This is a genomic window from Micromonospora andamanensis (assembly GCF_016863495.1).
Classification (GTDB): Bacteria; Actinomycetota; Actinomycetes; order Mycobacteriales; family Micromonosporaceae; genus Micromonospora; species Micromonospora andamanensis.
On record NZ_BOOZ01000002.1, the window covers coordinates 61,926 to 79,708 of the forward strand.

A 17,783-nucleotide genomic window follows, 5' to 3' on the forward strand; every position below is an offset into this window, starting at 1 on the left:
GCGTGCAGCCCAGCCCACCCAGTCTGGACGTCCGTGGCGTCCGGTACGCCTATCCCGACGGCCATGTCGCGCTGGACGGCGTCGACCTGACTGTCGCGCGCGGCGAGCGGGTCGCGCTGCTCGGCCCCAACGGTGCCGGCAAGACCACGCTTGTGCTGCACCTCAACGGCATCCTGACGCCCACTGAGGGGCAGATCGCGGTAGGTGGCCTGACCGTCGGCCGGGACCGGGCGACGCTTGCGGAGATCCGCCGCCGGGTGGGCATCGTCTTCCAGGATCCGGACGACCAGCTCTTCCTGCCCACCGTCGCGGAGGATGTCGCGTTCGGCCCGGCCAACCTGGGGCTACGCGGGCCGGAACTGGCCGCCCGGGTGGACGAGGCGCTGGCCGCGGTGGGCATGTCCGAGCACCGTGACCGGACGCCGCACCATCTCTCCTTCGGCCAGCGCCGCCGGGTGGCGGTGGCCACAGTGCTCGCGATGCGCCCGGAGATCCTGGTGCTCGACGAGCCGTCGTCAAACCTCGACCCGGCGGCCCGGCGGGAACTGGCCGGCATCCTGCGCACTTTGCCGGTGACCCTGCTGATGGTCACCCACGACCTGCCGTACGCGTTCGAACTCTGCGACCGCTCGGTCATCCTCGACGGCGGGCGGATCGTGGCCGACGGACCGACACCCGTACTGCTCGACGATGCGGAACTGCTCGCCCGGCACCGTCTCGAACTGCCCTACCCGTTCCGTCCCACCCCGGGCCGCGCGTCGATCAGGGAGTAGCGGCGGCCGGTGCGCGGCGGGCGGCGGCGTGCAGGCGCAGCAACGCGGCGGCCAGCGCACCGGCTCCGCCCGCCAGCACGAGGACCACCAGGACCCGGGCGACAGTCGGCGGCCACGGCACCGGCAGCACGGCCCGGGTGAAACCGGCGGCGTTCGTCACCCCGGCGAACAGGGCCAGGCAGACGCCGGCCAGCGCCACCACGAAGTCGACGTCGGAACGGGGAGCCGAGGTCCGCTCACCGGTCCCGCCTCCGCCGCGCACCGCGCGCGCTCCGGCGGCGATCGCCGCCAGGCCGGTCAGCAGCGCCCACACCGGTCCGGTCAGCAGGCCGGTCAGTACGCCGCCGAGACCCTGCGACCCGGCGTCAAGCGTGCGCCCGAGGGCGAGCGCGACAGCAGCGGTCCCGCCGACGATCAGCAGCGCGCCGAGGGCGACGAGCGCCCGCCGGCCGGGGCCGGAGGTCGCCGGCAGCACCCCGAGCGCACCGACCGCAAGCGCGCCGACGGTGGCCACCACCCACCAGGTGTACGCGTCCGGCGGCGGTACCCAGTCCAGGGTGCCGCGGATCTCCGACGGCCCGTCCGCGTCGCGCAGCGGAACCACCCAGTCGCGTACCCGGTGCTCACGGTCGGGCGCGGCGCGGACCTGGGCGGGCGGCTGCGCCTCGCGCCACAGCGCCCGCTGGTCGTGCCACCGGACCGTCGTGCCGCCGTCGAGGCGACGCCAGCGCGGCTCGGCGGCCGGGTCGGCCTCGGCCGGCAGGGCGGTGTCACCGACGATCGTGCGGTTGAGGTACGTCGCGGGCGAGCGGGAGTTCTCGTACACGCCGTCCGGTCCGACCCGCAGGTACGGCTCACCCGAGTAGCCGATCACCTCGATCGGAGTGTCGCCGGTGTTCGTCAGCTCCAGCCGGGCACCCGCCTCGATCACCCGTACCCGCAGGTCGGGTCGACCGGTGTCGGTGACGGTCACCCGGTAGTCGGTGCCGTTCGGTGCGTCCGCGCCGTGGGCGAGGGCGGGTGCGGCGGTCGCGAGGATCGTGGTGACCGTGGCGGCGAGCAGCAGCCCGGCCCGGGCGAGCACTGTCACCTGCCGGCCGCCTCCACCGCTGCGGTGATGTTCTCCGGCGTCCACTCCCGTACCGGTTCCCCGTCGACCAGGATGCTCGGCGTACCTGTGATGTTGGCCTGGCTCGCCTCGTTGGTGACGTGCTCCGTCCACGACCGGTACTTCCCGTCGCGGACACAGCTGCCGAAAGCGTCGCGGTCGAGCCCGACCTCGGCCCCGATGTCGATCAGCTCGTTGTCGCTGAGGCCGGCACCGCCCTCCGGCGGCTGCCGCTCGAACAGCGCCTTGCCGAACTCGGTGAATTTGCCACCCTCGGCGGCGCAGCCGGACGCGGCCGAGGAGCGGGTCGAGTAGTCGGTGCTGGAGTAGCGGTTGAGGAAGGCCACCGGGTGGTACACCACCCGCACCTTGCCGTCGGCGATCAACTGTTCGATGGTGGCGCCGCTGGTCTGCTCGAACTGCTTGCAGGCCGGGCAGAGGTAGTCCTCGTAGATGTCGATGGTCACCGGCCCGGATCCGACAACGATGCCGGTGCCCGCGTCGTTGGCGCCCGGCGGCGCGGTGAAGTCGTCGGACTGCTGGCTCGACCAGACGCTCCAACCGATCAGGCCCGCGATGACAAGCACCACCACCGCGCCCAGCGAGATCCACAGGGACCGCTTGCGGCGCCGCTCCCGAGCCAGCTGTTCCCGGACCACCCGGGCCGCGTCCTTGCGCCCCTTGCGACTACTCATCGTCGTCCTCCACCGGTTCGCCCGCCAGCGCGCCGTCAGCGGAGACGGCGGTGCGGGGCCAGATCAGCAGGAACCCGGCAAGCGCCAGGAAGCCGATGTCCCGGAGGATCTCCGGGAGATAGCTGGGGCTCTCCCCGGCCGGCAACTCGCCGCCCACCCCGAAACAGCCGCAGTCGATGGCCAGCCCGCGCGACCAGGCCGAGGCGATGCCGGCGATGAAGACCAGCAGCAGCGCCACGGAGACGCCGGCGGCCAGCCTGGTGGCCAGCCCGAGCAGCAGCAGCAGCGCCAACGCCAGCTCGACGAAGGGCAACGCCGCGCCGACCACCATCGCCACGTCGTACGGCAGCACCTGGTAGGCGTTCACCGCGCGACCGGAGGCGGCGAGGTCGCCGACCTTCGACCAACCGGCCCACAGCCAGACAACGGCCAGGCCGAGCCGGACGGCCAGCCCGAGCCAGGGACGCCAGGTGCGCATCATGCTGTTCATCCGGCCAACGCCTCGCCGACCGCGTCGACAAGTTCGGCCCGCGCCCGCGCCACCCGGGAGCGGATGGTGCCCACCGGCACCCCCTCCACGGCGGCGGCCTCGGCGTAGGACAGGCCGAGCAACTGGGTCAGCACGAATGCCCCGCGCCGCTCGGCGGTCAACCGGCGGACCAGGTCGGTCGCGCCGAGCTGACCGGCCGGGTCGGGGTGCGGCACGTCGGTGTGCGCGTGCGCGCTGAGCCGTTGATCGAGTCGCCGCCGCCGTACCACCGTGCGCAGGTGGTCGGCGCAGGCCCGCCGGGCGATGCCGAGCAGCCAGGTGCGGGCGCTGGACCGGCCGGCGAAGGCGGGCAGCGCACGGAACGCCCGCAGGTAGGTCTCCTGGGTGAGATCGTCGGCGCTGTCCGGATCGACGAGCGCCGCGGCGAACCGCCATACCTCGGCCTGGGTGGCGCGCACGAAGGCGGCCTGGGCGACCGGGTCGCCGCCCCGGGCGGCCAGCGCCCACCCGGTGGCCGGGTCGACTGTCGGCTCCGGCTCCCCGTCCTGCGGCATCCGGGCAGATCGCCGGGGTCCGTCGGCGGCGCGGTCGGCGCCGACGATGCCGGTGTCGGCGGTGGCGGAGGCGTCGCGCGGGGCGGGGATCACGACAATTTAGGTTACGCGGCGAAACGGTGGGTAGCAGAGTCCTTCGGCCCTTCCATGGGGTGCGCCACTCCGGGAACTTTTCGGTCCCGGCGGCCGACTATCCGCCTATGACGTCCGGTCCGGTTCCCGCGCGCCCGCGCCCGATCATGGGAAATCGGGATCAATCGATGAGCGAGCTCGCCTGGAACGGGTGTCGTCAGCGACCATGGGCGTCATGACTGCCGCCCACCGCCGCCGGTTCGCCCGGCTGGCCGCGACCGCCGGCCTGTTGGTCACCGTCGTGGCGCTGCTGCTCGTCCCCGCCGGCCCGGCCAGCGCCCATGCCGTGCTGTCCAGCAGCAGCCCGGCCGCCTCGACCGTGGTGCCCGCCGCGCCGGCCGAGGTGGTGCTCACCTTCAGCGAAACGGTCCGCAAGGTGCCGGACCGGATCCGGGTGATCGCGCCGGACGGGTCGCGCGCGGATCAGGGCGAACCCACCTTCGCCGGCAGCGTGGTCAACATCCCGGTCGACACCGGTCGCGGCAACGGCACCTACCTGGTCACCTACCGGGTCATCTCCGCGGACAGCCACCCGGTCTCCGGCGCGTTCACCTACTCCGTCGGCGCGCCGTCCGAGCCGCCGGTGGACAGCGGCGACGACGGCCGGGCCAATCCGGTGGTCGGCACCGCGGTGAAGGTCGCCAAGTTCGTCGGCTACGCCGGACTGCTGCTGGTCATCGGACCGGCGCTGGTGCTCGCCCTGCTCTGGCCGCGCCGGCTGTCCCGACGCGGGCCGGCCCGGCTGGCCTGGACCGGCCTCGGCCTGGTGGCGCTTGCCACTGTGGCGACAGTGCTGCTCCAGGTGCCGTACACCAATGGCGGCGGACTGTTCGACGTCACCGGCGAAGGGCTGAGTCTGGTCCTCGGCAGCGCCTTCGGGGCCGCTCACCTGGTTCGTCTCGGGCTGCTGGCCGCGGTGGCGTTGCTGCTCCGGCCGTTGCTTGCCGGGCCGGTCGGCCGGACCGACCTGGTGATCCTGGGTGTCCTCGCCGTCGGAGCACTTGTCACCTGGCCGCTGTCCGGGCATCCAGCGGCCTCGCCCGCCCCTGCGGTGTCGGTGCTCGTCGACACGGTGCACCTGGGCGGCATGGCCGTCTGGCTGGGCGGGTTGGTGATGCTCGCCGTGTTTCTGCTGCGCCGGGCCGACGAGCGGGAACTGGGGGCGATCCTGCCGATCTGGTCCCGGTGGGCCGCCCTGGCCGTTTCCGCGCTGCTGCTCGCCGGCACTGTCCAGGCGCTGATCGAGGTGGCCACCCCGGCGGCGTTGGTGAACACCGCGTACGGGCGGCTGGTGTTGGCCAAGATCGGGCTCTTCGTCCTGGTGATCGCGGTGGCTGCCTACTCCCGTCACCTGGTACGCACCCGGGTCGCGGCCAGCCGACCGGCCCCGGTACGCCGGGCGATCTGGGCCGAGCTGACCATCACCGCGATCGTGCTGGGGGTGTCGGCCACCCTGGTCCAGACGACCCCCGCCCGCAGCGTGGCCACCGACGTCGCCGCCGCCGACAGCGGATACTTCAACACCACGGCGACCAGCTCGCTCTACTCCATGCAGATCGAGGTGTCACCGGCCAGACGCGGCAACAACTCGGTGCACCTGTACGCGTACACCCTCGACAACCAGCCGCTGCCGGTCGTCGAGTGGCAGGTCACGGTGGCCCTGCCGGCGGCCGGCATCGAAGCGATCCAGGTGCCGCTGTTGCCGCTCACCGACAACCACGCCACCGGCGAGATCAGTCTCCCAGCGGCAGGGGATTGGGAACTGCGGGTGACCGCCCGTACCACCGAGATCGACCAGGCCACGGTGACCGCCACCGTGCCCGTCCGATAGAGAGGTTCCATCGATGTTCCGTCACCGGCGTTTCGCCGCCACCGCCACCGCTCTGACGCTCGGCGCCGTCGCCACGGCCGTGTTCGGCTTCGTGGCCCCGGCGTCGGCGCACGTCACGATCAGTCCCGAGGTGGCCGAGCAGGGTGGCTACGGCCGGTTCGCGTTCCGGGTGCCGAACGAGAGCGACGAGGCCTCGACCACCAAGGTCGAGGTGTTCCTGCCGGAGAACGCGGCAATCGGTTCGGTCTCCACCACTCCGGTGCCGGGCTGGACGGCAGCCGTGGAGAAGCGCACTGTCGACCCGCCGGTCCAGGTGCACGGAGCCGAGATCTCCGAGGTGGTCGCCAAGGTCACCTGGACGGCGACGGCCGACGCGGCGATAGCCCCCGGAACCTTCCAGGAGTTCCCGGTGCTCCTCGGCCCGCTGCCGGAGACCGACCAGATGGTCTTCAAGGCGTTGCAGACCTACTCCGACGGTGCCGTGGTGCGCTGGATCGACCTGCCGCCGGGGCCCGGTGGCGAGGAGCCGGCGACCCCGGCTGCGGTACTCACCCTCACGCCTCCGGACGCCGCTTCGCCGACGGAGGCGCCGGCCGACGCGCCCGCCGCGGCACCGTCCGACGACAGCGACGACGAGGGTGGCAACGGGCTCGCGGTGGGCCTCGGGGTCGCCGGGCTGATCGCCGGACTCGGCGGGCTGGTGCTCGGCGGGCTGGCCTTCGCCCGCCCCCGGCGCGAGGCCGGTACCGCCCCGGGCGACGAGGCGGCGACTCCCACCTCCTGAGCGTCACCGCTGGACAGGCCCGCCGGGTGATCCCGGCGGGCCTGCCCGCTTTCTGCGGCCGTGCCGTGGATATCCACTGATCGGTGGGTCGGCGTAGGTAAGGTCGGCCGGGTATCTGGCTACAGAGGGGAACAGGGCGCATGCGTTTCGTGTGGACGCTGACCGGCATGCTGCTGCTGACCGTCGGCACCACCGCCCTGCTCGGTGCGGCCGCGCTTGGTCTGCTGACCGGTCACGCCGGCCCGGACGGGGCGTTCACCGCCCGGTTCGAGACCGTGCAGACCCCGGGACACGCGGTGGTGGTGACCGACCTTGACACCCTGGTGCGCCAGGAGGTCCCGTTCGCCCGGGGCGGTCAGGCCCGACTCCGGCTGGACGTACGTACCCCGGACGGGCCGGCCTTCGTCGGGCTGGCCCCGACCGACGAGGCGCAGCGGTGGCTGGCCGGTGCGCCGCACGCCGTGGTCCTGCGGATGTCGCTGGCCCGGGGTCCGCTGCCGGTCCGGCTGGAGCAGGCCACCCCGGCGGCCGGGACCTCGCCCACCGTCCCGGCTGCGCCCGCCGCGCAGACCTTCTGGGTACGGGCCGGCTACGGCGTGCTCGAATGGAGCCCCGGTGACCTGGCCGGGCAGCGGCTGAGTCTGGTACTGATGCGCCCCGACGGTGCCGCCGGGGTGACCCTCGACCTGCGGGCGGAACTCCGGGCCGGCTGGATCGCCCCGGCCACCTGGGGTGCCCTCACCGGCGGGACGCTGCTGGTGATTCTCGCCGCGCTGGTACTGCTGCGGCCGGTCCGCCCCCGCGAGGTGGTGTTCGTGGTCGAGCCGGACCAGGTGCCGGTGCTCGCCGGGCGACTCGGGGTCAGCTCGCTCACCGGCCTCGGCGCTCCGGCGCCGCCCGGCCCCCGCCGGCTGCCCGAGCGTCAACTCGTCTCGGTCACTGCCACGGTGCCCGCCACCACGAGTCGACAGGCGATCGGCCCCGTCCCGCGCCCAGCTACCCTCGCCGAACTTCCCGACCCGTCCACCCCAAACCGCCCCCTCCGCCCATCCGCCCCCCCGCCCTAACCCCCCACCCCCGCTCGCCCCGCCCCCCACTCGCCGCGCCGATCTTGCACTTGCCGCGCCGATCTTGCACTTGTGGTCGCGACAAAAGCGAACCTAAGGGGCATTTCGGCGACCAGAACTGCATGATCGGCGCGGGAGGGTGGGGTGGGGGTGGGGGTGGGCGGCCCTCCGTGCTGCCGACGCGGAGGGCCGCCCTTCACCGGGGGATATCGGTGGCTCCGGGGTTTTGGTGACCCGGGGTCTAGATTACTGATGAATGGGTGCCTCGGGAAGAGTGTCCGAGTTTGCGGGTTTGCCGCTTCGGCATCTGAGCGGCCCCGTCACGGACCGGCAGGACGACGAGCAGCACCAGGCAGAGCCACACGTATCCGTTGCGGAGTAGGAACTCCCACGGACTGCCGGTGGGCGACGGGGTGATTCCCCAGTCGTAGAAGGACACCACTCCGTACACGATGATCGCGATGACCGCGACGGCGAGGATCACCAGCCGGCGGCGTCGGCGGGCTCCCGCAGCGGTGCGCGGATCGGTGCCCAGCGCCGCGTCGGCGAGGATCACCACCGCCGGGATGAACCAGTAGATGTGATGCGTCCAGGTGATCGGGCTGATCAGCGCTGCCACCAGGCCGGTAAGCGTCAGACCGGTGAGCGCGTCCCCGGCCTGCGACGCCCGCACCGCCCGCCACAACCCGTACCCGATGACCACCGCGACAAGCGGCAGCCAGACCAGCCGGTTCGGCTCCTCGGGGGCGGTGAGCCGGCTCAGCACTCCGAACAGCGACTGGTTGCCCGTGTAGTCGGTGCGGCCGACCCGGTCGGTGGCCCAGAGCTCGTGGGTCCAGAACCGCCACGAGTCGCCGGGCGCGACCGCCGCGGCGAGCAGGGTCGCCCCGGCCGCTGTCGCCCCGGCCACCACCGCCGCCCGCCAGCGCCGGGTGGCCAGCAGGTAGATCACGAAGATGGCCGGGAACAGCTTGAGCGCCGCCGCCAACCCGATGCCCACCCCGGCCCAGCGGCTGTCGCGGGGTACGGCGAACAGCAGGTCGGCCAGGATCAGCACCACCAGCAGCATGTTGATCTGCCCGAAGGTGATCGTCTCCCGGGTGCTCTCCACCCCGAGCACGAGCAGCACGCCCACCACGAGGGTGAACAGGTGGGGCAGGCGGTGTCGACGGATCACCGGGTCCAGCAGCCACTTCGTGGTGACCACCACGCCGAGCAGGGTCAGCCCGGTGAAGATCGCCACGGTGGCGCCCAGCTTCAGCCAGGAGAACGGCAGCAGGAGCAGAGCGGCGAACGGCGGATAGGTGAAGTACAGCTCGCCCTGCACCCGGTCCGGCTGTACGTAGTCGTACAGCGGATTGCCGGCGGCCCACCAGTCCATCGCCGCCATGTAGATCTTCAGGTCGAAGAAGTTGTGGATGGTCCCGGGCAGGTAGAGGGCCGGAAGCACCGCCGCCAACGCCAACGCTCCCACGAACCGGCGAGCTGTACGGCTACCCGGGTCGTCCAGGTCGACGCTGGGTGGTGTGGCGGGTTCGGCGGGCACGGGGAAGACCCTAGCGGTCGGTGACGGTGACGGCGTGCAGCCACGAGAGTTGCGCTGCGCGTAGGCTGTCCCGGTGGCTGATCTTCTCGTCTGGATCGACTGTGAGATGACCGGGCTGGACCTCGGTGGCGACAAGCTGATCGAAGTCGCCGCGCTGGTCACCGATCCCGACCTCAACGTGCTCGGTGATGGTGTCGACGTAGTGATTCACGCCGACGACGCGGCACTCGACGCGATGCCCGAGATCGTCCGGACGATGCACGGCAAGTCGGGGCTGACCGACGAGGTGCGCCGCTCCACAGTCACCCTGGCCGAGGCGGAGGAGCGGGTGCTCGACTACGTCACCCGCCACGTCAAGGACCCGCGTACCGCCCCGCTCTGCGGCAACTCGATCGCCACCGACCGTGGCTTCATCGCCCGGGACATGCCCCGCCTCGACGCCCACCTGCACTACCGCATGATCGACGTGTCCTCGATCAAGGAACTGTGCCGCCGCTGGTACCCCCGCGTGTACTTCGGCCAGCCGCAGAAGGGCCTGGCCCACCGGGCCCTGGCGGACATCCGGGAGAGCATCCGGGAGCTGGAGTACTACCGGCGCACCATCTTCGTCCCCCTGCCCGGGCCGGACGTGGAGAGCGCCAAGGCGATCGCCAGCGAGCTCTGACCGCCACACCGCCTGCCCGTCCCGGCCTGGCGGCAACCCGCTGGACGCGGTCGGCCGGGGTGGGGGTATGATTTCACCGCACCCGCCCCGGGCGTTCGACCGGGCGCGGCGGCATGGTGGCTGTAGCTCAGTTGGCAGAGCACCGGGTTGTGGTCCCGGTTGTCGTGGGTTCAATTCCCATCAGTCACCCCAAAGGTCAGGCCCCCTCCACGGAGGGGGCCTGACGCGTTTCACCTGGTGTTCAGGCGATCGGGGTTTCGCTAGGCGTGACGTCCGGGTCGGTCACCTCGGGGTCCGCCGGCTCGTACGGCAGGGCGCTGCCCTTGACGTACTCCTCCCAGCTCATGTTCCAGTCGGTCCAGCCGTTGCCGAGCTGAAGCTTGCGCTCGGTGCCTTTGACGACGATCGGGTCACCGACCTTCGTGTTGTTGAACAGCCAGGCGCCGTTGGCCATCGAGACGTTCACACAGCCGTGTGAGACGTTCGTCGTGCCCTGCTGCCCCTCCGACCACGGTGCCGCGTGGATGAACTCGCCACCCCAGGTGAGCCGTTGCGCGTAGTCGATCTTCGTCCGGTAGCCGTCGTCCGGGCCTAGCTCGTCGTACGTGTCGAAGACCGTCTTGCGCAGCTTCTCCATCACCACCATGGTGCCGCTGGAGGACGGGGTGCTCTTCTTGCCCAGGCTCACCGGGATCGTCTTGAGCGTCTCGCCGTCCCGGGTGACTGTCATCCGCTTGGTTCGGTTCTCCACGGTCATGACCAGCTTCGGGCCGACCTTGATGTCCACGCTCAGGTCGGCGCGGCCGTACCAGCCGTCGCCCAGCGGCAGCCCGCCGGCCTGCACCCGGTACGACACCTTGCTGCCGGCCTGCCAGAACTCCTTCGGCCGGTACCGGACCTCGGTGGGGCTGACCCAGTGCCAGATGCCCTCCTGGGCCGGCTCCGAGGTCACAGTCATCCGGCGTTGCAGGTCGGCGCGGTACTTCTCGGGGATGTCCCGGCCGAACTTCACGATCAGCGGCATGGCCACCCCGACCGTCTGGTCGTCACCGAGGAAACTGCTGATGCGCACCTGCTTGTCCGGCTTCTCCATCACGGTGAAGGCGCTTGTCGCGGTCGCTGGCAGGCCGTCGTCGCCGGTCGCGGTGACGGTGGCGGTGTACGAGGCGCCGTAGGTCAACGCCTTCGACGGCAGCCAACTGCTGCCGTCGGCGGCCAGGTCACCCTCGACCGCCGCACCGTCGGCGTCGGTCAGCTCGACCGTGACGTCCTCGGCCTGCTCGGTGGCGAAGGCGATCGCCGCCGACGCCGGCACGTCCTTGGCGTCCGCCGCCGGCTCGCTGATGCTCACCGACGCCTTCGCGGCCGGCTGATCGGCGCCGTCCTGCCAGCCCGGCCCCTTGTGGCCACCCTTACCGCCGGTGCAGGCGGAGGTCAGTGCCAACGTCACGGCGAGCAAGCCCGCGGCGAGCACCCCCCGCCGCCGGTTGCGCTGGTCCCGAACTCGCATGGTGTCCTCACAGTCGTGGTCCGCTGCCCGTCCACATCACTGACGCATCAGTTCACGTACCCGTTGCGACAAGTGAACCGAAACACTGTGGGCGGGATGTCCGGATAGTGACATATTTCGTCCGGTCACACGGCCGGACCGGCGCCACCATCCGGAACTGGCAGCGCACTGCCCTTGACGAACTCCGACCAACTCAGGTTCCACGCGGTCCAACCGTTACCCGCCGCCAGCTTGCGCTCGGTGCCGGTGATGGTGATCGGATCGCCGATCTTCGTACGCTTGAAGAGCCAGCGGGCGTTCGCCATCGAGACGTTCACGCAGCCGTGAGAGACATTCTGCCGCCCCTGGACGCCCTCCGACCAGGGGGCCGCGTGGATGTACTCGCCACCCCAGGTGAGGCGCTGGGCAAACTGGATGTCGGTGACGTACCGGTTCTCCGGATCCGGGTCGTCCATCGTGTCGAAGACAGTGGCTTCCTTCTTCTCCATCACCACGAGGGTGCCGCTGGACGAGGGAGTCTTCTTCTTGCCCAGGCTGACCGGCAACGTCTTGATGAGCTGCCCGTCCTCGTACACCCGCATCTGCTTGTCGGAGTTGGTCACCTTCATCTCGAAGGCCGAGCCGATCTTCGCGGTGGCGTTACGGTCGACGTTGCCGAACCGGCCGTTGCTCAACGGGATGCCGGCCAGGGCGATGCGTACGGTCAGCTTGGTGCCGGCCTTCCAGTACTCCGGCGCGCGGTAGTACGCCTGCGTGCCGTTGCTCACCCAGTGCCAGGCGCCCGGCTGCGGCGGGTCGGTCTGCACGAACATCCGCTTCTGCACCTTGGCCCGGTCCTTCTTCGGGATGCCCGGGTGGAACTCCGCCACCACAGGCATCGCCACCCCGTACGTCCGGTCGTCGAACAGGTACAACCCGGAGGTGATCATCGAGCCCGGCTTGGCCATCGTGGTGAACGTGCTGGCGCCCTCGCTGACCGTGCCGTCCGGCCCCTTCGCGGAGACCGTGGCGGTGTAGCGGGTGGACCACTTCAGCGGGGCCGACGGAACCCACGAGGACCCGTCCGTACGCAGCTTGCCCTTGACCGTCTTGCCGTCCTCGGTCTTGAGCGTGACCTGCGACACCTCGCCGCCCTCCGGCAGCTTCGCGCCGATCTCCACGCTCACCGGCCGGTTCTTCGCCCCGTCGGCCGGGCTCACCGCCAGTGGCGGGCCACTGGGCACCTCCGGTGCCCCCGGCGTCCCCGGGGTCTCCGCGCCGGTCGCCCCGGGTGTCTGACCGGGTACGAACTCAGCAGCCGCGCGTTCCTCGCCGCAGCCCGACAATGCCAGCGACGCCACCAGCCCCAAGGCACCAAACAACGCCCCGGCCCGCGCGAACCTGCCCATCCCCACCCCTGTCCTAGCGCACCCTGGCGGACATCGTGCCGTATCGCTGCCGCCCGGCATCACCCCGGTCCCACACTTTGCGAGTAGTTTTTGTCAAATGTCCGGAAAGCTCGACCGAAGGGGGGACCCGGGGATCGGATTGGAACCCGGTTCAGGGTGCGTGCTAGTGTTTCCCCCGTTGTCAGCGAGCGCCGCTAGCTCAACTGGCAGAGCAGCGGACTCTTAATCCGCGGGTTCGGGGTTCGAGTCCCTGGCGGCGCACCAACGAGCAAGGCCCTGACCTGGTAGAACTCTGCCGGTCGGGGCCTTCTTCGCGTACGCCGGTGGGCGGTGGTCGCTCGGTGGGCGCTCGGGAGCCGTTGGACCGGGGCGGCGTCGGTGGGACGTGGTGTGACGCCAGCGGTCAGGCTCAAAGATCACACGGGTTCGCTGCCGCCCGTGCATCGCCTCGGGTGGGGATAGGGGTTGGGCGTGCGTCGGATCGTGCGTAGGTCGGTGCGCGCCATTCTGCTGGATGAGGACGACCGTCTCGTGCTGATCAAGCGGATCAAGTCCGACCAGGCGCCGTACTGGACGACGCCGGGCGGTGGCGTGGAGTCGACGGATGTCTCTCTGGAGGCTGCCATGACCTTGGTGTCGCGGTGATCGCGACCCGCCTGTTCCAGGAGGGGCTGTTTCCCTGGATCGTGTTCACCGGGGCGAACGCGCCGACGACGGTGGAGCGGTTCCCTCGCGGTGAGGCTGTGCACTACCGCGAATACGCGATGGAGCAGGGCGTGCCGGCGGATTCGATTCTCGTGGAGCCACGGGCGACGAACACCGCCCAGAACCTGGGGTACACCCGGCAGCTCCTGGCCGAACGGGGTATCCCGGTGCGGTCAGTGCTGATCATGTCGCGGCCGTACCAGCAGCGTCGGGCGTACGCCACCTGCAGGCTGATGTGGCCGGAGGTCGACGTGGTCTGCGCGTCGAACCCGTTGGCACTCGACGAGTACGTGCGCAATATCGGTGACCCGCGGCGGGTGGTGGAGATGCTGGTCGGCGACACCCAGCGGATCGAGGTGTACGCCGAGCGCGGGTTTGCGATCCCACAGGAGATGCCGGACGAGGTCCGGGCTGCGTTCGAGCGACTGGTGGCGGCCGGTTACACGAGCCGGCTGGTCTGACGACGGCTACCAGCGTGGTCCACCCGACCGGACGCCCATCCGTTCGCTGAGTTCGACGGCCAGTCGAGGCGGTCGGGGGCGGATGACGATGTCCCGGACGAGGTCGCGGGAAAGCCGGTGGTAGCGCACCTGGTCTGGGCCGATGACCTCCGCGTCCAACAGCGCGCCGAGGGCGTCGTCGATGCGGTTCCAGCGCGCCAGCGCTCGCGATCGGGTCGGTCGACTCGCGCAGCCCATGAGCGGCGAACGCTAGCGGGGCGACGAGCAAACTTTCCAGGTCCAGGGTGAACGTCAACGCCACAGCTCGGGACAGCAGCGCGCCCGCTGGGGGGCGCAGCGCGTCGATCAGCAGGGCGCGGGAGTCAGGTGCGAGCACCGGCAGCCTCCGGCAGGTCGGCGGCGCAGCCATCGTGGATGTCGGCGAGAATCCGGCGCACCTGCGGCCACCGGAACACCAGTCGTCGGCTGCCCGACGCGCCACTCCACGTGCGGAGCAGCTTGTCGTTGACCAGCCGCGACTGGACCTTCTTCACCGACCGTTCCCGCTCGGCCACCAAGGCCCGCAGGCTCGGTTCGATGGCCGCGTCACCTGCGGCTCCGCTGGTCACCGCATCGAGCCACCGCTCGACGAACCGGCGCGCCGCCGCGTTCGTGGCGATCCGCGGGTTCTGTTGGATCAGCCGGCTCCACATTCCCGACCGCTCCCAGCCCTTCAGGCCGGGCGAGGCCGACACCCGATCGCTCCACTCCCGCAGGGCGTCGCGGTACGTCTCCGTCGGATTCTCGTGCTCGGTCAGACCAGCCTGCTCGTACCGCTCGGCGACGAGCAGGTGCATGGCCAGCGAGAACTGCTGCGCGTCCCGGACCAGCGAGCCGACCGGCTCCGGCGCGGCGAGCGCCGCCGGCTGCCATGGCGCGTGGCCGTCGGTAACCGGCCGATGCTCGGGTTGGAGCAGGTACGCCAGCAGGGTGTTCGGTGCTGCGGCGAGAAGCCTCTCCCGTAGCCAGCGGGCCTCCTCCGGATACAGCCTCAGCCCGCCCTCCACCTCGTTCGGAAACTCGCCGGCGCGACTGGAAGCGTCGCGTGCCAGGCACCGCTCGACCGGTCGGCCAGCTCATCGGCCTCGGACAGGCCGGGAGACAGCCGTCGGTCCGGGGCGTCATCGTCACCCGTGCGGATGCCGTACCGCAGCAGCGCCGCCGCGTAGATGGCCGATGGCAGGGTTCGCACGCCGACGCCGGCCCGCCGGCCGATCACACCCTCGGTGTCGTCCCCGCGCAGCAGCGCAGCGATCACCTTCCGCTCGTTGCGGTCAACCTGCGCGGCGAGGCGCTCACCGCGCAGCCCACGCCGCTGCGCCTCCTGATAACACCACGGCACGATCAGCAGGTACCGCGCCCGGGTCTGCAGCACCGAGGTCCCGGGAAACAGCAAGTCACTGAACGCGTCGCGGACCTGGCCGATACCCAGCTCGTCCCGGCTCTCCGCGTCGCTGAACAGCTTGAGCAGCTCACGCATGCGCTGCTGGTCGTCGCGGGAACTGTCCAGCCAGCTCAATCCTGAGGCCATGAAAGCCTTTCGCTCATTCTTCTGGGCCAACAATGAGGCTGCTGAGCGGACCGGTGGGCAGTGCGATCCAGCCCTCGATACGTGCGACCGTCCGCTGCTCGTCGTCCGGCTCGGCTGCCCGGCCGACCGCCACCGCACGTGCGTTCAAGGCCGCGATCACCGAGTCGAACGCGTCGTGGCTGCGTCGGCACAACCTGTCGAAAGCACCCAACTCCAGCCAGGGCGCGGCGCGGCAAAGCGCGGTCACCAGGTCGGCATGGCGCACATCCTGCTGACCTCGGCCCTTGTAGCCGCGGTACGCCAACCCCCAACGGCACAGGGCCGCCGCCGGGTACACCTCCACAACCCGGCCGCCGCCGCAACGGTCCACGTCGTGCCCGGCAGCAGCGAGCATCGCCAGCAATCCGGCGACGCGGAAGGCAGCATGAGCGATACGGTCCGCAGCCACGCTCAGCGGAATGATGCCGGTTTCGTTGCGGACGACCTCGTCCGTCAGCCGGTAAGCCAGGCGACGTCGCCACTGGGCGCCGTCGGCATCGGCAACGGAGACGTGGCCGATGCGGTGGGCCTGCACGGCCGCCACGAAAGGCTCCGGCCAGCCGAGGGGACAGTCCAGTCCGACCTTCTCGGCGCGCTCGCTGGCCTCGACGATGTGAGCGTCGCTGACGTCGAGGACCAGGTCCCGCACTATGGCGCGGTCCGGCAGCCATTCGACCGCGGCCATCGCCGTACGCTTGTCCGCCGCTGCGAGGTCGACGCCGAGGGTCAGCACCGCACCACTCTAGGTGCCGTTAGCGCAGTAGGACATGGCTCGACCGACGGTCGTTGACCGACGTTTTAGCTGTTTCCGAGATCCGATGTGCTGAGTCAGGGCCGGGCGCGACTGCCGCGTTGAGGAGAATCGCGGTGGCTCCATCCATGTTGGTCATACTGCTTCGTCCTCCGACACATGAATCGATGGATGTTGGCTAGGCTCTTGGGCGACGACCGGGGGAGGATCACATGTCATCGCGCACGGGGGCGAGTGCGTTTCTTGCGGTGGTGTTGTCGGTTGTGCTGGCCGGTTGCGGCACGGATAGCGGCATACAACCGCCAGCGGTCAGCCAGAGCCCATCGCCAGCGACCGCCGCGCCGGCGGCCAGCGAGGTGGCGGCCTCGGTTCAGCCCGAGGCCGCGCCGGTCAATCCCGTCGAGGTGCTTGCCCGCAATACCCGACGTGCGTATGCGGCGTGTGGCGGCTGCGGAGGAGTGCTCGCGCTTTCCGGTGCCGACCTGCAGGCGGCGATCGACTCTCTGGTTGTCGAGCACTCCAAGCAGGCCGGCCCGGCACTGACGCGAAAGAACGCCGAGCTTGCCCTTTACGGCCCGGCCGGGACGACGCCGAAGGTGGCCGGGGACAACGTCCAAGGATACGACGTGTTGTTTTACGACGCGTCGGGCAAGCTGGTGCTGGGACGCCAGGTCAAGACGTTCGCCGGCAAACCGAATCAATTTCCGGGCCGGCTCAGCGATGCGGCGCCCAACATTGCAATACGACGGAGAGTTGCTGGTCCAGGTAGCGCCCGGTGTCGACGCGGCGGCTGTGGAGGGCATGATGAAAAGCTTCTGGGGCAACCGCTCCGATGCACGGCTGGCCGTCTACCAGAACGTGTGGGTGGCGTTTCGGTCTCCGGACGGCAGGCCGCTGGGCTTGTGGATGCCAGGCGCGCGTGGCATGGGCGTGCCGGGCTGAACGGGGGACGACCTGTGGGGATAGATGCCAGCCTATTCTGCCTCTGCCGACGAGTCCGCCTCTTTCTCGGCAAGCCGGTGCGTAACTCGTGGGACGACATCATCTACTTCGCCTACGCGCACCCGAATGCGCCTAACCACAGTCAGTCGCGGGAGATGTCGGGGGCGTTGTGGAAGATCTTCGCTGAACACGTCGGACACCAGCTGCAGGTGATCTACGACTCTCAGCTGGAGTACGACGAGATGTGGGAGCCGCCCGGGCCGCCCGCCAAAATCGGCGGTGATGAGCCTGGCGACATCGAGTTCGATGACTACCTTGCCGACTGGCCCGAGGATGAATTCGCCGACTACCCGAGTAACGGGTGGGATGTGTCGAAGGTCGGCTATCTGGCGTGTTTCCGTTGTCGGGAACGGCTCTGCCTGGGGCATGCGGTGCGCGATGCCGACGGTCGGGTGTTGTTCTTCCACCGTGGTGGTCCGGAGACTCCGGCCAACTCCCGGCAGCCGGTGCTCAACCGGGCGGCATGGCGGTTTCTGGCCCGGCACTCCACACATGAGTTGCCGATCATCGTCGGCCCACCGTACGACCGGGACATCGACAGTTACGTCGAGATCGGCGGCCAGCGGCCTAACGACGTTCCGTTTGACGACTACCTGGCCAACTGGCCCGGGTAGGCCGGGCGCATTCACCCGGCACGTCGCTCCGCATCAAGGGACGACGCCACGCCGACAGCCCACCCGAGGCCCGTCACGGTGGTGCTCCCTGGGTGCTCG

General features: G+C 70.4%; 17 protein-coding genes, 2 tRNA genes and 2 pseudogenes. 10 read left to right on the top strand and 11 right to left on the bottom strand.

Annotated elements, in window-relative coordinates; all coding sequences use genetic code 11:
• Nucleotides 1–2: 2 nt before the first annotated feature.
• Nucleotides 3–773, top strand: a complete 771-nt coding sequence (locus Van01_RS00850) for an energy-coupling factor ABC transporter ATP-binding protein (protein WP_203997874.1) — start codon at nucleotides 3–5, stop codon at nucleotides 771–773.
• Here the strand turns inward: Van01_RS00850 and Van01_RS00855 are convergent.
• From Van01_RS00855 to Van01_RS00870, 4 genes are read right to left on the bottom strand one after another with little or no spacing between them, the layout of a single operon-like run.
• Nucleotides 763–1,863, bottom strand: coding sequence for a hypothetical protein (locus Van01_RS00855; RefSeq protein ID WP_239098797.1), 1,101 nt, complete (start codon nucleotides 1,861–1,863; stop codon nucleotides 763–765). The genes Van01_RS00850 and Van01_RS00855 overlap by 11 nt on opposite strands.
• Nucleotides 1,860–2,576 (bottom strand): DsbA family protein, encoded by a 717-nt coding sequence (locus tag Van01_RS00860; RefSeq protein ID WP_203997881.1) that lies wholly within the window; start codon nucleotides 2,574–2,576, stop codon nucleotides 1,860–1,862. The genes Van01_RS00855 and Van01_RS00860 overlap by 4 nt, the downstream gene beginning before the upstream one ends.
• Nucleotides 2,569–3,057, bottom strand: a complete 489-nt coding sequence (locus Van01_RS00865; RefSeq protein ID WP_373306193.1) for a MauE/DoxX family redox-associated membrane protein — start codon at nucleotides 3,055–3,057, stop codon at nucleotides 2,569–2,571. The genes Van01_RS00860 and Van01_RS00865 overlap by 8 nt, the downstream gene beginning before the upstream one ends.
• A 5-nt stretch (nucleotides 3,058–3,062) precedes the next feature.
• A complete protein-coding gene (locus Van01_RS00870) occupies nucleotides 3,063–3,620 on the bottom strand; it encodes a sigma-70 family RNA polymerase sigma factor (RefSeq protein WP_203998883.1) in 558 nt (185 codons plus the stop codon).
• 307 nt (nucleotides 3,621–3,927) lie between these two features.
• On the opposite strand from Van01_RS00870, the gene Van01_RS00875 reads away from it, so the two are divergent.
• From Van01_RS00875 to Van01_RS32810, 3 genes and pseudogenes are all read left to right on the top strand, one after another.
• A complete protein-coding gene (locus Van01_RS00875) occupies nucleotides 3,928–5,583 on the top strand; it encodes a copper resistance CopC/CopD family protein (RefSeq protein WP_203997886.1) in 1,656 nt (551 codons plus the stop codon).
• A gap of 13 nt (nucleotides 5,584–5,596) precedes the next feature.
• Nucleotides 5,597–6,367: a YcnI family copper-binding membrane protein gene (locus Van01_RS00880; RefSeq protein ID WP_203997888.1), complete on the top strand. Its 771-nt coding sequence runs from the start codon at nucleotides 5,597–5,599 to the stop codon at nucleotides 6,365–6,367.
• Nucleotides 6,368–7,035: 668 nt separating this feature from the next.
• A pseudogene (locus Van01_RS32810) lies at nucleotides 7,036–7,434 on the top strand (hypothetical protein); the annotation flags it as partial.
• Nucleotides 7,435–7,675: 241 nt separating this feature from the next.
• Here the strand turns inward: Van01_RS32810 and Van01_RS00890 are convergent.
• Nucleotides 7,676–8,980 (bottom strand): glycosyltransferase family 87 protein, encoded by a 1,305-nt coding sequence (locus tag Van01_RS00890; protein ID WP_203997894.1) that lies wholly within the window; start codon nucleotides 8,978–8,980, stop codon nucleotides 7,676–7,678.
• A 73-nt stretch (nucleotides 8,981–9,053) separates the two neighbouring features.
• Here Van01_RS00890 and orn point away from each other — a divergent pair, with 73 nt between their 5' ends.
• Nucleotides 9,054–9,644, top strand: coding sequence for an oligoribonuclease (gene orn, locus Van01_RS00895; protein WP_203997897.1), 591 nt, complete (start codon nucleotides 9,054–9,056; stop codon nucleotides 9,642–9,644).
• 116 nt (nucleotides 9,645–9,760) lie between these two features.
• Nucleotides 9,761–9,836: transfer RNA gene (locus Van01_RS00900), tRNA-His, on the top strand.
• A gap of 49 nt (nucleotides 9,837–9,885) precedes the next feature.
• Here the strand turns inward: Van01_RS00900 and Van01_RS00905 are convergent.
• Nucleotides 9,886–11,154: a L,D-transpeptidase gene (locus Van01_RS00905; protein ID WP_203997900.1), complete on the bottom strand. Its 1,269-nt coding sequence runs from the start codon at nucleotides 11,152–11,154 to the stop codon at nucleotides 9,886–9,888.
• Nucleotides 11,155–11,279: 125 nt separating this feature from the next.
• Nucleotides 11,280–12,542 carry a L,D-transpeptidase gene (locus tag Van01_RS00910; RefSeq protein ID WP_203997903.1) on the bottom strand — a complete coding sequence of 421 codons (1,263 nt, stop codon included), beginning with the start codon at nucleotides 12,540–12,542 and terminating at the stop codon, nucleotides 11,280–11,282.
• 188 nt (nucleotides 12,543–12,730) lie between these two features.
• On the opposite strand from Van01_RS00910, the gene Van01_RS00915 reads away from it, so the two are divergent.
• The 3 genes and pseudogenes from Van01_RS00915 (at nucleotide 12,731) to Van01_RS00925 (ending at nucleotide 13,708) form a co-directional block, all read left to right on the top strand.
• Nucleotides 12,731–12,806: transfer RNA gene (locus Van01_RS00915), tRNA-Lys, on the top strand.
• Nucleotides 12,807–13,013: 207 nt separating this feature from the next.
• A pseudogene (locus Van01_RS00920) lies at nucleotides 13,014–13,169 on the top strand (NUDIX domain-containing protein); the annotation flags it as partial.
• On the top strand, nucleotides 13,112–13,708 hold the full coding sequence (locus Van01_RS00925) for a YdcF family protein (protein WP_373306194.1): 597 nt from the start codon (nucleotides 13,112–13,114) through the stop codon (nucleotides 13,706–13,708). The pseudogene Van01_RS00920 and the gene Van01_RS00925, both read left to right, overlap by 58 nt.
• A 6-nt stretch (nucleotides 13,709–13,714) precedes the next feature.
• Here Van01_RS00925 and Van01_RS00930 read toward each other — a convergent pair whose 3' ends face one another.
• From Van01_RS00930 to Van01_RS00945, 4 genes are all read right to left on the bottom strand, one after another.
• Complete coding sequence (locus Van01_RS00930; protein WP_203998971.1) at nucleotides 13,715–13,945, bottom strand: hypothetical protein; 231 nt, start codon at nucleotides 13,943–13,945, stop codon at nucleotides 13,715–13,717.
• A gap of 125 nt (nucleotides 13,946–14,070) precedes the next feature.
• On the bottom strand, nucleotides 14,071–14,754 hold the full coding sequence (locus tag Van01_RS33410) for a DUF6361 family protein (protein ID WP_203997906.1): 684 nt from the start codon (nucleotides 14,752–14,754) through the stop codon (nucleotides 14,071–14,073).
• Nucleotides 14,739–15,278: a DUF6361 family protein gene (locus Van01_RS33415; protein ID WP_203997909.1), complete on the bottom strand. Its 540-nt coding sequence runs from the start codon at nucleotides 15,276–15,278 to the stop codon at nucleotides 14,739–14,741. The genes Van01_RS33410 and Van01_RS33415 overlap by 16 nt, the downstream gene beginning before the upstream one ends.
• Before the next feature lie 13 nt (nucleotides 15,279–15,291).
• The gene (locus Van01_RS00945) at nucleotides 15,292–16,050 is read right to left on the bottom strand and encodes a DUF429 domain-containing protein (RefSeq protein WP_203997912.1); all 759 of its coding nucleotides are present in this window, start codon (nucleotides 16,048–16,050) and stop codon (nucleotides 15,292–15,294) included.
• 230 nt (nucleotides 16,051–16,280) lie between these two features.
• Between Van01_RS00945 and Van01_RS00950 the strand changes: the two genes are divergently transcribed.
• Nucleotides 16,281–17,684 carry a hypothetical protein gene (locus Van01_RS00950; RefSeq protein WP_203997915.1) on the top strand — a complete coding sequence of 468 codons (1,404 nt, stop codon included), beginning with the start codon at nucleotides 16,281–16,283 and terminating at the stop codon, nucleotides 17,682–17,684.
• Nucleotides 17,685–17,783 lie beyond the last annotated feature (99 nt).

Bases quoted from the DNA above. Each gene is read 5' to 3' on its own strand.
- Van01_RS00905 (WP_203997900.1), bottom strand. From the start codon at position 11,154: ATGCGAGTTCGGGACCAGCGCAACCGGCGGCGGGGGGTGCTCGCCGCG.
- Van01_RS33415 (WP_203997909.1), bottom strand. From the start codon at position 15,278: ATGGCCTCAGGATTGAGCTGGCTGGACAGTTCCCGCGACGACCAGCAG.
- Van01_RS00875 (WP_203997886.1), top strand. From the start codon at position 3,928: ATGACTGCCGCCCACCGCCGCCGGTTCGCCCGGCTGGCCGCGACCGCC.
- Van01_RS00865 (WP_373306193.1), bottom strand. From the start codon at position 3,057: ATGATGCGCACCTGGCGTCCCTGGCTCGGGCTGGCCGTCCGGCTCGGC.
- Van01_RS00860 (WP_203997881.1), bottom strand. From the start codon at position 2,576: ATGAGTAGTCGCAAGGGGCGCAAGGACGCGGCCCGGGTGGTCCGGGAA.
- Van01_RS00880 (WP_203997888.1), top strand. From the start codon at position 5,597: ATGTTCCGTCACCGGCGTTTCGCCGCCACCGCCACCGCTCTGACGCTC.
- Van01_RS00870 (WP_203998883.1), bottom strand. From the start codon at position 3,620: ATGCCGCAGGACGGGGAGCCGGAGCCGACAGTCGACCCGGCCACCGGG.
- Van01_RS00930 (WP_203998971.1), bottom strand. From the start codon at position 13,945: ATGGGCTGCGCGAGTCGACCGACCCGATCGCGAGCGCTGGCGCGCTGG.
- Van01_RS00950 (WP_203997915.1), top strand. From the start codon at position 16,281: ATGTCATCGCGCACGGGGGCGAGTGCGTTTCTTGCGGTGGTGTTGTCG.
- Van01_RS00910 (WP_203997903.1), bottom strand. From the start codon at position 12,542: ATGGGCAGGTTCGCGCGGGCCGGGGCGTTGTTTGGTGCCTTGGGGCTG.